This is a genomic window from Flavobacterium cupriresistens (assembly GCF_020911925.1).
Classification (GTDB): Bacteria; Bacteroidota; Bacteroidia; order Flavobacteriales; family Flavobacteriaceae; genus Flavobacterium; species Flavobacterium cupriresistens.
Window position 1 is genome coordinate 4,273,886 of the sequence record NZ_CP087134.1, and the last position, 15,039, is coordinate 4,288,924.

Genomic DNA, 15,039 nt, shown 5'->3' on the forward strand with positions numbered 1-15,039 from the left:
CAAACGTCTTACAAATAAGTAAAACTTCTGCAAATAATACTTTATAAAAAATGGAGAGTGAAAGATTTAACAAACTGGCAGAAACAAAAAATAATCTGATAATTTCTTATCTAAAACTCCGAAATTTAATTGGCTTTTCAGGAATGCTCTTGCCTTTCATTTTAGTACTTACTTCCAAAACAGATCATACTGCCAAGCTATTTGTAGAAAAATCTCTCAGTGTTTATTACTATACTAATAGCGGAGATATACTGGTCGTAACAATGAGTGTAATTGGCGTATTTTTATTTACTTATAACGGTTATAACAAAACAGAAAAAAAGATAACCACATTAGCTTCTATTAGTAGTCTTGGCATTGCATTTTGTCCGACAGCTATTTCTCAGGTGATTTCATCTACCATACATGTTGAGAATAAAATTGTTCCCAATGTATTTGGGGTTGAGTGGCATTCTATATTTGCCACTTTACTCTTTATTTCAATGTCTATAATGACATTAGTATACTTTCCAAAATCAGACAAACAGCAGCTCAACACTCAGAAAAAGAACCGTAATATCATCTATAAAATTTGTGGTTGGGTAATGGTCGTCAGTGTTGTACTTCTCGTTACCTATTACATCTGGAAACCTCTATTTTTAAAGAATATTCCGGTTGTTTTGATTTTTGAAACTATAATACTCGAAGCTTTTGGTTTATCCTGGATTACTAAAGGGCAAACTTTATGGCCAGACGGGGAACATTATGTATACAAAGGATATAATGAATTAAAAAATTGGTTGAAAAGTGTGTTTAATTGACTTTTTTCATCGTCTAAATGCCCTATTAAACAAGCAATCCGTATCTAATTGGGCCTGATTTTTCGTGTCTCGAAATTGACAATGTTCGACAAAAAAACAAAATTAAACACCTTTTCCCAGATAAAAAAAACAGGCTATTTTCACAAGGAGTGAAACAGCCTGTTTTTCTGTTTTAAAACCGATCTTCTATCAACAAACATTTCAAGCATTTGCTTTTAAGCAACTTATATTAGTTTAAAAGCGTCTCCCTGTTTTAATACTTTAAAAAAAGGATTATCAATACTACTATTCCATTGAAACAATAATAAACTCGCTTCTTCTGTTTAGCTGATGTTCTGCCTCTGTACAAACGATACCATCAGAACATTGATTTACCAGTTGTGATTCACCATATCCTTTTCCGCTAAGTCTTTTTGAGTCAATTCCATTTTGGGCAAGCCATTTTATAGTAGCTTTTGCTCTTTTATCTGATAATGTTCTATTGTATCTTGCCATTTGTCTGCTGTCAGTGTGCGAACGAACATCAATTTTCATCTCCGGATATTTACGCATTACAGCTACCACTTTTTCAAGTTCAAAGGCTGCTGCTTTTGTAATAACTGATTTATCAAGATCAAAATAAATAATCGGAATATCAAGAGTTTTCGCTAGATCCGTTCCTTTTTCAATTGACTTAATTCTTCTAAACAAAGGTACCGCTGCATTTATTTTTCCGGTGGATTTGTCAACTGAAACTGGAATCTCTTTCGTTTCATACGCTTCTTTTGTTGCTCTTATATAATACACTTTATCAGCATCTACCTCAAAAGTATAAGTCCCACCTACTCCTGTCAATGCTTCTCCCATTACCTGAAAATTATCATCCAGCAAATTAACTTTAACATTTTCAAGTCCTTTATTGTCTTCCGAATCCGTTACAACTCCTCCTAAAGATTGTTTTCTAATTAACTTTTTAGTTTCTGTAAATCGGTAAATATCATCATAACCTTTTCCGCCTTCTCTGTTGGAAGAGAAAAAACCTATCCGGCTTTCGTTGTTCATTACAAAATCAAAATCGTCCTGACTTGTATTAACCGGTGCTCCAATATTTAGCACTTCACCAAAAGTTTTGTCGGCATTAATTTTAGATACAAATACATCTAAACCTCCTAAACCTGGTCTTCCGTCACTTGAAAAATACAACTCATTGTCCCCCGAAACAAATGGAAAAGTCTCTCTACCTTCTGTATTTACCGATGCACCCAGATTTTGTGGCAGACCAAAAGTTCCATCCGCATTAATTGTTACACTATACAAATCAGACTGTCCTAACGTTCCAGGCATATCAGATGCAAAATACAGTGTCTTTTCGTCAACACTCAAAGCCGGATGCGCTACACTGTATTGATCGCTGTTGAATGGCAATTCGGTAAGATTAGTCCATTCCTCCTTAACCAAATTTGCTTTGTATAATTTTAGCAGGGTGTTCTTTTTATCATCCCTTCCTCTTTTACCTTTCAAAAAGTTATTTCTGGTAAAATACATGGTTGTACCATCTTTTGAAAAAACAGGAGTTGATTCATTAAACTTCGAATTGATCTTTTTTGTAAATCGCTCCGGTTCTCCCAATGTTCCGTCAGAATTTAATGTTGCCGTATACAAATTAGTAAATGCTCTGTTGGTCCATTTAAATCTTTTTCTGGCAACAACCCCTGTATCTCTTGCGGAAGCGAATACCAGTTTGTCGTTTAAAAAGGCACTTCCGTAATCTGATGAAGTTGAATTAATACCTGCATCTGCAATTTCAAATCGTCCTGAATTAAGCTTAATTTGCTCCAGATAATTTTTGTTGCTTTCAAACAACATGGCTCTTTTATCAATATTCTTTTTTTGATTGAAAATTTCCAGCATTTGATCTGCTTTAGTGTAATTTTCGGTTGCTTTCAAAGTTTGTGCATATCGGTAATAATATTCGGGATCCTGCTGATCATTCACAGCAAAAAGAGCCTCATACCATTTTGTCGCTTTACTTAACTCGCCGTTAAAATAATACGCATTTCCGAGCCTTTGAAACATTTGCTCGTCTTTATACCCTTTAGCCGCTACTTCTTCGTAAATTGTAATTGCATCGATATAGGCATATTCCGTATAATTTTTATCTGCTTTTCTCAGACTTGCTTTTTGTGCCGTTCCATTTACTGCAAACAGTACAATAAAACCGGTATAAAGTATATTTTTAATTTTCATAGTTCAGGGATTAGAAGAATCTAGGTGAAGTTATTCTGCCATATTTATTTAAAAATTCAAAGCGCAAAAATATTTCATGCGATCCTGAATTAAAATTTGTTAAATCAGTTGTCTCACGATCGTATCCATAGCCTAAATACAATCCTTCTGACACCTGAAATCCAACCATGGCACTTAATGCAGCGCTCCATCGATAGGCTACTCCAACGGTAACCTTATCATTAAACAGGAAATTTGCAGAAAGATCAACTTGTAAAGGAGATCCTTCAACTACTTTGGTTAACAATGCGGGTTTGAATTTGATATATTCGTAGTGGTCTAAATTAAAGACATAACCTGCCATGAAATAATAATTTATCTTCTTTTTAAAGATGGCCATATCACTGGTATTATACCGATTTGTTTCAATGAAATTCGGCACTGACAAACCAACATAAGCTTTGTCTGAATGCCAATATACTCCTGCTCCAACGTTAGGTGAAAACTTACTGTCTAAATTCTGAAATTGCGGGTCTCCCTGATCTTCGGCTTTCAATTTATTGAGATCAAGGTTAAACAAATTCGCAGTAGCTTTTATACCGAAAGAGAGTTTAAAATCTGCCGAAGTCGGAATGGTATAGGACAAATCTGCTGATAAAGTATTCTCGTTCGTTGGCCCGATTTTATCATTTATAAGGGAAATACCTATTCCAAGATTACTGTTTGGTAAAGGTGTATTTAATGAAAAACTACTAGTTTCGGGAGCACCGTCTAACCCAACCCATTGTGTGCGATACAGTCCGAAAACACTCATTGCTCCCCTCGAACCGGCATAGGCCGGATTTATATTGATTGTATTGTACATATATTGTGTAAACTGCGCATCTTGCTGTGCAAAACCTGCAATCGAAAAAAACATAAAAACTAAAACTAATTTCCTCATTTATTTAACTTTTAAGAATGGCTTAGCCGGTTTTGCTAAGCCATTTCAATTTGTTTTAACTATTATTTATTAAGGTATAAATAACCTGCTTTCTGATGTGCATTAGAATCGTTGTCTTTATATTTTAGAATATAATAATACGTTCCTGTCGGCAATCCACCAGATTCTTTAACAGTTACACGTCCTTCAGAGATTCCTCTAAAAGCACGTTCTTCATTGTTATACTGATCGCGCTCGAAAACCAAAACTCCCCAACGGTTGTAAATTTCAACTCTGTTATCAGGATAACATTCTAAACCTTGAATATAAAAACGTTCATTCTTACTATCTCCATTGGCCGAAACCGCATTGAATATTTCAATAACACAGCCTTCAATTTCTAAAATTGTTGCCTTATCTCCCGCGTTAGTGCTATCATCTGATTTGTCGTCAACGCTAACACCAATTGGACTTGTTCCGGATACTGTTGCCTGATTGCTTATACGCTTTGAATTAATATCCGATTGCGTGATTACATAAGAACCTTTGTAGGCTGTATCATTGACTTCATCCGGTTGTAAAGATATTGGCGTCCCTGTCATTAAAATATTTGGCAAAGGATCTGAAACCGTAACATTTGTCAACGCTGTATTTCCAGTATTGGTAATTTTAAAATAATACGTGATCGTTTCTCCTGCGTTGGCATACCCATTTCCATTTTCATCATTAAATACTGCTGTTTTAATGATTGCAATTGCGGGTACTTCAACAAAAATAGTAGCCTTGGCTGTTACACAATTAGAGCTATTTCCATCTTCACAAATTTGATAGATTAACGTATAGTAACCTCCTGCTATATTTGGAGATACATCTACGGTACCATCATCATTTAATGTAATTCCTGTTGGAACGGTCAATCCTTTTAAAATAACCTGTGAAGGGTTAATTGTAATTCCGTTAAATTTATCGTTGTGTAAAACATTTACAACCTGCAATGAACCATTGATTCCGTCGGCAGTAAGATTAAGATCGTCATTGGCCACAATAACTAATCCCGGTTTTGCTTTACATCCCGATATTTCTGTTGGATAATTTACATCTACAGACTGCGTATGGTTTAATGAAAACACCATCGTCACAGCTGGTTTTGTTAATTCAAAACCATCATTGCCTTCCGCCCATTGTCCATTTGTATAAACCCATCCCGGCCAGTCTACACCTTTTCCGTTAGAATCAACAATTGCACCCGGCCATAAAACATTTCCGCTAAGAGGTAAATTATTTTGTACCGCTACTACATTACCTGCGCTATCTACCCAATTAATTGTCAACAAATCTGTTGGGGTAAAATTATCGGCTGATACATTGTATGTAACATAAGGCATATTATTAGAGCAATAACTACTGGCTCTTATGGTCATTGCAGGTGCAACTACCTTTATAGTAACAGTCGCGCTACTACAATTTACTTGACTTATACTTTCACAAATTTGATAGGTCAAGTTATAATCTCCCGCTGGTGTATTAGGTGCTATAGTTACTGTTCCGTCAGGGTGTAATGTTAATCCTGGTGGTACTGGTCCTACCGGAGTCAATTTTACTTCTCCAGGATTATTTCCAACCACTACAGGACCACCATTGAATGTGTCATTAGTCAAAACATTTACAACCGTCACCTTCTGATTAATTCCAACTATTGGTCCAACTGAATCCGGATTTGCAGTAATCTGATTTTTAGCAACTATCAGCGTAATTGTTGCAGCACTTTGATCAATAGCGCCATTGTCATCTGTTACTGTAAAAGTAAACGTATCGTCGCCGTAGAATGCACCGCTTGGATCATATGTTAACAAAACAGCCTCAGCAGGCGTTAAAACTTGATTTACCGTAACGGATTTTCCAGACAATGCCAAAGTTCCATTTAATGGTAAACTTAAAATAGTATAACTAATTATTGTACCATCATCATCTTTACCTGTTAAGGCCTTAATAGTTGTTGCTCCTGCAATTGATGGGATAACACTATTCGTATTATCATCAAAGGCAACCGGTGTATTATTTACAGCTGTTACGCTAATGTTGATTTGAGCAACATTAGAAACGGTTCCAGAATTATCGTTTACCGTATAATTTACTGGAGTTGCGGTTCCGTTATAGTTCGCAACTGGAGTAAAAGTTACCACTCCTAAAGCATCAACAATATACGTTCCTTCTCCTGTAACAGTGAAAGTTGTTTGTTTTCCTGCTGTGGCAGGGTCTAAATCTACGCTAGCGACATCGATAGTTCCGTCAACATCAGTATCATTTGTACTTACATCAATTGTAACTACTGTATCCTCATTGGTTGTTTTTGAATCGTTCACAGCAACCGGAGCGTCATTTACAGCTATTACCGTAATGGTGATTTGAGCAACATTAGAAACGGTTCCTGAATTATCGTTTACTGTATAATTTACCGGAGTTGCGGTTCCGTTATAGTTCGCAACCGGAGTAAAAGTTACCACTCCTAAAGCATCAACACTATATGTTCCTTCTCCTGTAATAGTGAAAGTAGTTTGTTTTCCTGCTGTTGCGGGATCTAAATCCACTGTCGCCACATCAATACTTCCATCAACATCCGTGTCGTTTGTGGTTACATCAATTGTAACTACAGTATCTTCATTGGTAGTTTTTGAATCGTTTACAGCTAGCGGGGCATCGTTTACAGATGTTATCGTAATATTAATTGTTCCTGTGTTTGAAACGGTTCCTGAGTTATCATTTACCGTATAATTTACCGGAGTAGCCGATCCGTTATAGTTGGCAACCGGAGTGAAAGTTACTACCCCTAAAGCATCAACACTGTATGTTCCTTCTCCTGTAACAATGAAAGTTGTTTGTTTTCCTGCTGTTGCAGGATCTAAATCTACTGTCGTTACATCAATACTTCCATCAACATCAGTATCGTTTGTGGTTACATCAATTGTAACCGTCGTATCTTCATTAGTCGTTTTAGAATCGTTTACAGCAACCGGAGCGTCATTTACAGCTGTTACCGTAATGTTGATCGTTCCTGTATTTGAAACGGTACCTGAATTATCGTTTACCGTATAATTTACTGGAGTAGCTGTTCCGTTATAGTTCGCAACCGGAGTAAAAGTTACAATTCCTAAAGCATCAACACTATACATTCCTTCTCCTGTAACAGTGAAAGTCGTTTGTTTTCCTGCTGTTGCGGGGTCTAAATCTACTGTTGCAACATCAATACTTCCGTCAACATCAGTATCGTTTATGGTTATATCAATTGTAACTGTCGTATCTTCATTGGTGGTTTTTGAATCGTTTACAGCTACCGGAGCGTCATTTATAGACGTTACGGTAATGTTGATTTGAGCAACATTAGAAACTGTTCCTGAATTATCGTTTACCGTATAATTTACCGGAGTGGCTGTTCCGTTGTAGTTGGCTGCTGGAGTAAAAGTTACTACTCCTAAAGCATCAACATTATACGTTCCTTCTCCTGTAACGATAAAAGTCGTTTGTTTTCCTGCTGTTGCTGGATCTAAATCTACTGTCGCCACATCGATAGTTCCATCAATATCAGTATCATTTGTGGTTACATCAATTGTAACTACTGTATCCTCATTGGTAGTTTTTGAATCATTCACAGCAACCGGAGCGTCATTTACAGACGTTACCGTAATGTTGATTTGAGCAACATTAGAAACTGTACCCGAATTATCGTTTACCGTATAATTTACTGCAGTAGCTGTTCCGTTGAAATTTAATACCGGAGTAAAAGTTACAACTCCAAAAGCATCAACACTATACGTTCCTTCTCCTATAACAGTGAAAGTTGTTTGTTTTCCTACTGTTGCAGGGTCTAAATCTACTGTTGCTACATCAATAGTTCCGTCAAGATCACTATCGTTTGTGGTTACATCAATTGTAACTACTGTATCCTCATTGGTCGTTTTTGAATCGTTAACGGCAACCGGAGCATCATTTACAGCTGTGATGCTAATATCGATTTGACCGGTATTAGAAGTAAAACCATCGTTATCGTTTACGGTGTAGTTTACCGCAGTAGCTATTCCATTGAAATTTAATACCGGAGTAAAAGTTACTACTCCAAAAGTATCAACACTATACGTTCCTTCTCCTGTAACAGTGAAAGTTGTTTGTTTTCCTGCAATTGCGGGATCTAAATCTACACTAGCGACATCAATAGTTCCATCAATATCGGTATCGTTTGTGGTTACATGAATTGTAACTGCGATATCTTCATCTGTTGTTTTAAAATCATTTACAGCAACCGGAGCGTCATTTACAGCTGTTACCGTAATGTTGATCGTTCCTATATTGGAACTCAATCCTGAATTATCGTTTACCGTATAATTTACTGCAGTTGTAGTTCCGTTATAGTTCGCAACCGGAGTAAAAGTTACCACTCCAAAAGCATCAACGCTGTATGTTCCTTCTCCTATAACAGTAAAAGTTGTTTGTTTTCCTGCTGTTGCAGGATCTAAATCTACTGTTGCTACATCAATACTTCCGTCAACATCAGTATCGTTTGTAGTTACATCAACTGTGATTACTGTATCCTCATTGGTAGTTTTTGAATCATTGACTGCTACCGGAGCGTCATTTACAGACGTTACCGTAATGTTGATCGTTCCTATATTGGAACTCAATCCTGAATTATCGTTTACCGTATAATTTACTGAAGTTGCGGTTCCATTATAGTTCGCAACCGGAGTAAAAGTTACAACTCCAAAAGCATCAACCCTGTATGTTCCTTCTCCTATAACAGTAAAAGTCGTTTGTTTTCCTGCGGTGGCAGGGTCTAAATCTACTGTTGCCACATCAATACTTCCATCAATATCAGTATCGTTTGTGGTTACGTCAATTGTAACTGCGATATCTTCATCTGTTGTTTTAGAATCATTTACAGCAACCGGAGCATCGTTTACAGACGTTACCGTAATGTTGATTTGAGCAACATTAGAAACTGTAGCCGAATTATCGTTTACTGTATAATTTACTGCAGTAGCTGTTCCGCTGAAATTTAATACCGGAGTAAAAGTTACTACTCCAAAAGCATCAACACTATAAGTTCCTTCTCCTGTAACAGTGAAAGTTGTTTGTTTTCCTGCAATTGCGGGATCTAAATCTACACTAGCGACATCAATAGTTCCATCAATATCGGTATCGTTTGTGGTTACATGAATTGTAACTGCGATATCTTCATCTGTTGTTTTAAAATCATTTACAGCAACCGGAGCGTCATTTACAGCTGTTACCGTAATGTTGATCGTTCCTATATTGGAACTCAATCCTGAATTATCGTTTACCGTATAATTTACTGCAGTTGTAGTTCCGTTATAGTTCGCAACCGGAGTAAAAGTTACCACTCCAAAAGCATCAACGCTGTATGTTCCTTCTCCTATAACAGTAAAAGTTGTTTGTTTTCCTGCTGTTGCAGGATCTAAATCTACTGTTGCTACATCAATACTTCCGTCAACATCAGTATCGTTTGTAGTTACATCAACTGTGATTACTGTATCCTCATTGGTAGTTTTTGAATCATTGACTGCTACCGGAGCGTCATTTACAGACGTTACCGTAATGTTGATCGTTCCTATATTGGAACTCAATCCTGAATTATCGTTTACCGTATAATTTACTGAAGTTGCGGTTCCATTATAGTTCGCAACCGGAGTAAAAGTTACAACTCCAAAAGCATCAACACTATAAGTTCCTTCACCTGTAACAGTGAAAGTTGTTTGTTTTCCTGCAATTGCGGGATCTAAATCTACACTAGCGACATCAATAGTTCCATCAATATCGGTATCGTTTGTGGTTACATGAATTGTAACTGCGATATCTTCATCTGTTGTTTTAAAATCATTTACAGCAACCGGAGCGTCATTTACAGCTGTTACCGTAATGTTGATCGTTCCTATATTGGAACTCAATCCTGAATTATCGTTTACCGTATAATTTACTGCAGTTGTAGTTCCGTTATAGTTCGCAACCGGAGTAAAAGTTACCACTCCAAAAGCATCAACGCTGTATGTTCCTTCTCCTATAACAGTAAAAGTTGTTTGTTTTCCTGCTGTTGCAGGATCTAAATCTACTGTTGCTACATCAATACTTCCGTCAACATCAGTATCGTTTGTAGTTACATCAACTGTGATTACTGTATCCTCATTGGTAGTTTTTGAATCATTGACTGCTACCGGAGCGTCATTTACAGACGTTACCGTAATGTTGATCGTTCCTATATTGGAACTCAATCCTGAATTATCGTTTACCGTATAATTTACTGAAGTTGCGGTTCCATTATAGTTCGCAACCGGAGTAAAAGTTACAACTCCAAAAGCATCAACCCTGTATGTTCCTTCTCCTATAACAGTAAAAGTCGTTTGTTTTCCTGCGGTGGCAGGGTCTAAATCTACTGTTGCCACATCAATACTTCCATCAATATCAGTATCGTTTGTGGTTACGTCAATTGTAACTGCGATATCTTCATCTGTTGTTTTAGAATCATTTACAGCAACCGGAGCATCGTTTACAGACGTTACCGTAATGTTGATTTGAGCAACATTAGAAACTGTAGCCGAATTATCGTTTACTGTATAATTTACTGCAGTAGCTGTTCCGCTGAAATTTAATACCGGAGTAAAAGTTACTACTCCAAAAGCATCAACACTATAAGTTCCTTCACCTGTAACAGTAAAAGTCGTTTGGATTCCTGCTATTACAGGGTCTAAATCTACTGTTGCCACATCAATAGTTCCATCAACATCAGTATCATTTGTGGTTACATCAATTGTAACTGCAGTATCTTCATTGGTTGTTTTTGAATCGTTTACAGCAACGGGAGCGTCATTTACAGCTGTTACCGTAATGTTGATCGTTCCTATATTGGAACTCAATCCTGAATTATCATTTACCGTATAATTTACCGGAGTGGCTGTTCCGTTATAGTTCGCAACCGGAGTGAAAGTTACCACTCCAAAAGCATCAACACTATAAGTTCCTTCACCTGTAACAGTAAAAGTCGTTTGTTTTCCTGCGGTGGCAGGGTCAAAATCTACTGTTGCAACATCAATACTTCCATCAACATCCGTGTCGTTTGTGGTTACATCAATTGTAACCGTCGTATCTTCATTAATCGTTTTAGAATCGTTTACAGCTAGCGGGGCATCGTTTACAGATGTTATCGTAATATTGATTGTTCCTGTGTTTGAAACGGTTCCTGAGTTATCGTTTACCGTATAATTTACCGGAGTAGCCGATCCGTTATAGTTTGCAACCGGAGTAAAAGTTACCACTCCAAAAGCATCAACGCTGTATGTTCCTTCTCCTATAACAGTGAAAGTTGTTTGTTTTCCTACTGTTGCAGGGTCTAAATCTACAGTAGCCACATCAATACTTCCGTCAACATCCGTATCGTTTGTGGTTATATCAATTGTAACTACAGTGTCCTCATTGGTTGTTTTTGAATCGTCCATAGCAACGGGAGCATCATTTACAGCTATTACCGTAATGTTAATCGTTCCTGTATTAGAACTCAATCCTGAATTATCGTTTACCGTATAATTTACCGGAGTTGCAGTTCCGTTGAAATTTGATACTGGAGTAAAATTTACTACTCCAAAAGTATCAACACTATACGTTCCTTCACCTGTAACGGTAAAAGTCGTTTGTTTTCCTGCGGTGGCAGGGTCTAAATCTACTGTTGCCACATCGATAGTTCCATCAATATCAGTATCATTTGTACTTACATCAATTGTAACTACTGTATCCTCATTGGTGGTTTTTGAATCGTTTGCAGCAACCGGAGCATCGTTTACGGACGTTACCGTAATGTTGATCGTTCCTGTATTTGAAACGGTACCTGAATTATCGTTTACCGTATAATTTACCGGAGTGGCTGTTCCGTTGTAGTTGGCTGCTGGAGTAAAAGTTACCACTCCTGAAGTATCAACACTGTATGTTCCTTCTCCTGTAACAGTAAAAGTCGTTTGTTTTCCTGTGGTGGCAGGATCTAAATCTACTGTTGCCACATCAATAGTTCCATCAACATCAGTATCATTTGTGGTTACATCAATTGTAACTGCGATATCTTCATTGGTAGCTTTAGAATCGTTTGCAGCAACCGGAGCATCGTTTACGGACGTTACCGTAATGTTGATCGTTCCTGTATTTGAAACGGTACCTGAATTATCGTTTACCGTATAATTTACCGGAGTGGCGGTTCCGTTATAGTTCGCAACCGGAGTAAAAGTTACTACTCCTAAAGCATCAACACTGTATGTTCCTTCTCCTGTAACGGTAAAAGTCGTTTGTTTTCCTGTGGTGGCAGGGTCTAAATCTACTGTTGTCACATCAATAGTTCCATCAATATCAGTATCGTTTGTGGTTATATCAATTGTAACTACAGTATCTTCATTGGTAGTTTTTGAATCGTTTACGGCAACCGGAGCATCATTTACAGACGTTACCGTAATGTTGATCGTTCCTATATTGGAACTCAATCCTGAATTATCGTTTACCGTATAATTTACCGGAGTGGCTGTTCCGTTATAGTTCGCAACCGGAGTGAAAGTTACCACTCCTAAAACATCAACACTGTATGTTCCTTCTCCTGTAACAGTGAAAGTAGTTTGGATACCACGCACTGATAAATCTAAATCTACTGTTGCTATATCAATCGTACCGTCAACATCAGTGTCATTTGTGGTTACGTCAATTGTAATTGCAGTATCTTCATTGGTAGTTTTTGAATCGTTTACGGCAACCGGAGCATCATTTACAGCTGTAATGCTAATATCGATTTGACCGGTATTAGAAGTAAAACCATCGTTATCATTTACAGTATAATTTACCGGAGTTGCTGTTCCGTTAAAATTAGCTATGGGAGTAAAAGTTACAACACCTAAAGCATCAACCGTATAAGTCCCTTGTCCAGTAACAGTAAAAGTTGTTTGTTTTCCTGCTGTTGCGGGATCTAAATCTACTGTCGCCACATCAATACTTCCGTCTACATCGGTATCGTTTGTCGTTACGTCAATCGTAACTACGGTATCTTCATTAGTCGTTTTTGAATCGTTTACGGCAACCGGCCCTTTTACAGGATTTTTTGAGCCTTCATTATTCAAAGGATCCGGATCATCTTCAATTCCTGTAATTCTCGCAACATTATTATAATCTCCTGTTGTCTTAAGAATACCTTTTACAGTTAAAGTAGCATTGGCCCTATTGGCAAGAGAACCTATATTCCAAACTCCCGTTACGGCATCATAAGTTCCTACCGATGGTACCGCACTTACAAAAGTATATCCGGAAGGTAGCAAATCATTTACTTTTACTCCTGTTGCTCCGTATGGGCCCGCATTATTTGCCGTAATGGCAAAAGTCGCCACATCACCAACTTTTTTAGCAACTCCAACCAATTCTTTTTTTACCGACAGATCAGCTCCATAACTTGCTGTAATTACATCTACAAAAACACCTGAATCGTAAGACGCATCTCCAACATCTGCAATTGCAATTTTAAAATTGTAAGTTGCTCCCGGAGTAAGCCCTGTAAGATCATAAGACATCATTTTTGTCAGTCCGTTGTACTCCACAAATGCAGATCTTGCTCCAACTCCATTATTTTCGACTCCACCAATACTATGACCGTTGTTTATATAAAATGCAGTCTGAGTCAAATCTGTAGTTGGTGTCCCAGCAGAGTCTTTATTAAATCCAAGGTTTCCACCATTGACTGAATTCACAGAAATTTCCCTATTACTGGAGGGAAGCCTTGCTATGTTTTGTGTACCAACAACTCCCGGTCCGGAAATAAAGAACCCAAAAACATCATTATATTTACTTCCTACGAAATTAGGATACTCTTCTGAACCAAACTGAAAGAAGATGCGTATTGCTGTCATCTTTGCGTCTAAAGTCACTTTAAAAGTATATACAACAGCATCATAATTTGCCGTACTGTTTAACGAATTCAAATCCGAATCAATAGTCGATCCGCCACTTGGCACGTTATCGACATGTAATACTGTATTTTTTGTACCTAGATCCGTATTCGCAAATCCTGTAGAAAACAAAAGTCCATTGCTAATTCCCAGACCAGCTGGTATACCACCGGAAAAAATTGCGATCTGTTTGGCTCGGTCACCTTTTACTAATGTAGGACTACTCAGTACTACTCCGCTACCGTCTAATGTGCTTAATATTGTGGCATCATTTGGACCGGCAGTATGCGTGGTCTGAACTTGTGCGTATCCTGTACTGCTCAACAGAGACAGAAAAAAGAAGCAGACCAGAAATCTATCCCGGTCGCGCCTATTTAACCTAAAAAATTTAAAATAAGTAAAGTTCCCCATATAATAATTATTAAAATTCTTGTAAAAGGCAGCCCTTAGGACGATTTGTATAGCCCTAAAAATTGCAGTAAAAAAATAAAAGGATGATGTAGCGCTTTAGTTAATGTGCCCCAGCTTTGAAGCTTCTCTAACCATGCCGGCAACATTGCTTACATCGAGTTTATTGAAGATGTTTTTTCTGTGATTTTCGATCGTATTTACCGAAAGTTTTAATTCTTTTGCTATATCTGCTGTAGTAAATTCGCGGATAATAAGTTGCATGATAATAAGCTCTTTTGCGGTAAGAGTCATGGTCGTATTCGGCCTATTCTGCTTGGATAAAAAAGAGTAATCTTCCGGCAGATAAACCCCTCCGTCAGAAACCAATTGTATTGCTTCTAAAAGAGCTTCTGGATCCTGATTTTTATTTACATATCCCTTAACGCCTATATTCAGTAGGTTTTCAACTAAAATTGGACTGGAAAGGGAGGTAAATGCGATAACTTTTAAAGATGGGTGATGTTTAGCAAGGTATTCGTAGACTTCCAACCCTTGCACATCGTTTGCGATTAAATCTACAATAATTAGATCTAATATATTATTTTCTAATATTTTAGCATAAAGTTCCTCTTTATCTTTGGCATAAAAATGAACCTCCAAACCTTTTTGATTAGAGAAAAAACTGTTAAGACCGTCACATACAATAGGATGATCTTCAAAAAAAGCAATATGTACCATGCTACAAATTAGCAAT

Annotated in this window: 5 protein-coding genes; 1 reads left to right on the forward strand and 4 read right to left on the reverse strand. The window is 37.3% G+C overall.

Annotated elements, in window-relative coordinates; all coding sequences use genetic code 11:
- Nucleotides 1-50: 50 nt before the first annotated feature.
- Nucleotides 51-800, forward strand: coding sequence for a hypothetical protein (locus tag LNP23_RS17610; protein WP_230002205.1), 750 nt, complete (start codon nt 51-53; stop codon nt 798-800).
- A 285-nt stretch (nt 801-1,085) separates the two neighbouring features.
- On the opposite strand, the gene LNP23_RS17615 is transcribed toward LNP23_RS17610, so the two are convergent.
- The 4 genes from LNP23_RS17615 to LNP23_RS17630 all read right to left on the reverse strand — a co-directional run bounded on the left by LNP23_RS17615 (nt 1,086) and on the right by LNP23_RS17630 (nt 15,023).
- Nucleotides 1,086-3,026, reverse strand: a complete 1,941-nt coding sequence (locus LNP23_RS17615; protein ID WP_230002206.1) for an OmpA family protein — start codon at nt 3,024-3,026, stop codon at nt 1,086-1,088.
- A 10-nt stretch (nt 3,027-3,036) separates the two neighbouring features.
- Nucleotides 3,037-3,948, reverse strand: a complete 912-nt coding sequence (locus tag LNP23_RS17620; protein WP_230002207.1) for a PorP/SprF family type IX secretion system membrane protein — start codon at nt 3,946-3,948, stop codon at nt 3,037-3,039.
- Between the two features lie 62 nt (nt 3,949-4,010).
- Nucleotides 4,011-14,219, reverse strand: coding sequence for a tandem-95 repeat protein (locus tag LNP23_RS17625; protein WP_230002208.1), 10,209 nt, complete (start codon nt 14,217-14,219; stop codon nt 4,011-4,013).
- A 183-nt stretch (nt 14,220-14,402) separates the two neighbouring features.
- The gene (locus LNP23_RS17630) at nt 14,403-15,023 is read right to left on the reverse strand and encodes a response regulator transcription factor (RefSeq protein ID WP_230002209.1); all 621 of its coding nucleotides are present in this window, start codon (nt 15,021-15,023) and stop codon (nt 14,403-14,405) included.
- Between the last annotated feature and the right edge of the window lie 16 nt (nt 15,024-15,039).

What these genes read in the sequence shown, in the direction of transcription:
- LNP23_RS17610 (WP_230002205.1), top strand. Translation starts at nt 51, where the DNA reads ATGGAGAGTGAAAGATTTAACAAACTGGCAGAAACAAAAAATAATCTG.
- LNP23_RS17615 (WP_230002206.1), bottom strand. Translation starts at nt 3,026, where the DNA reads ATGAAAATTAAAAATATACTTTATACCGGTTTTATTGTACTGTTTGCA.
- LNP23_RS17620 (WP_230002207.1), bottom strand. Translation starts at nt 3,948, where the DNA reads ATGAGGAAATTAGTTTTAGTTTTTATGTTTTTTTCGATTGCAGGTTTT.
- LNP23_RS17630 (WP_230002209.1), bottom strand. Translation starts at nt 15,023, where the DNA reads ATGGTACATATTGCTTTTTTTGAAGATCATCCTATTGTATGTGACGGT.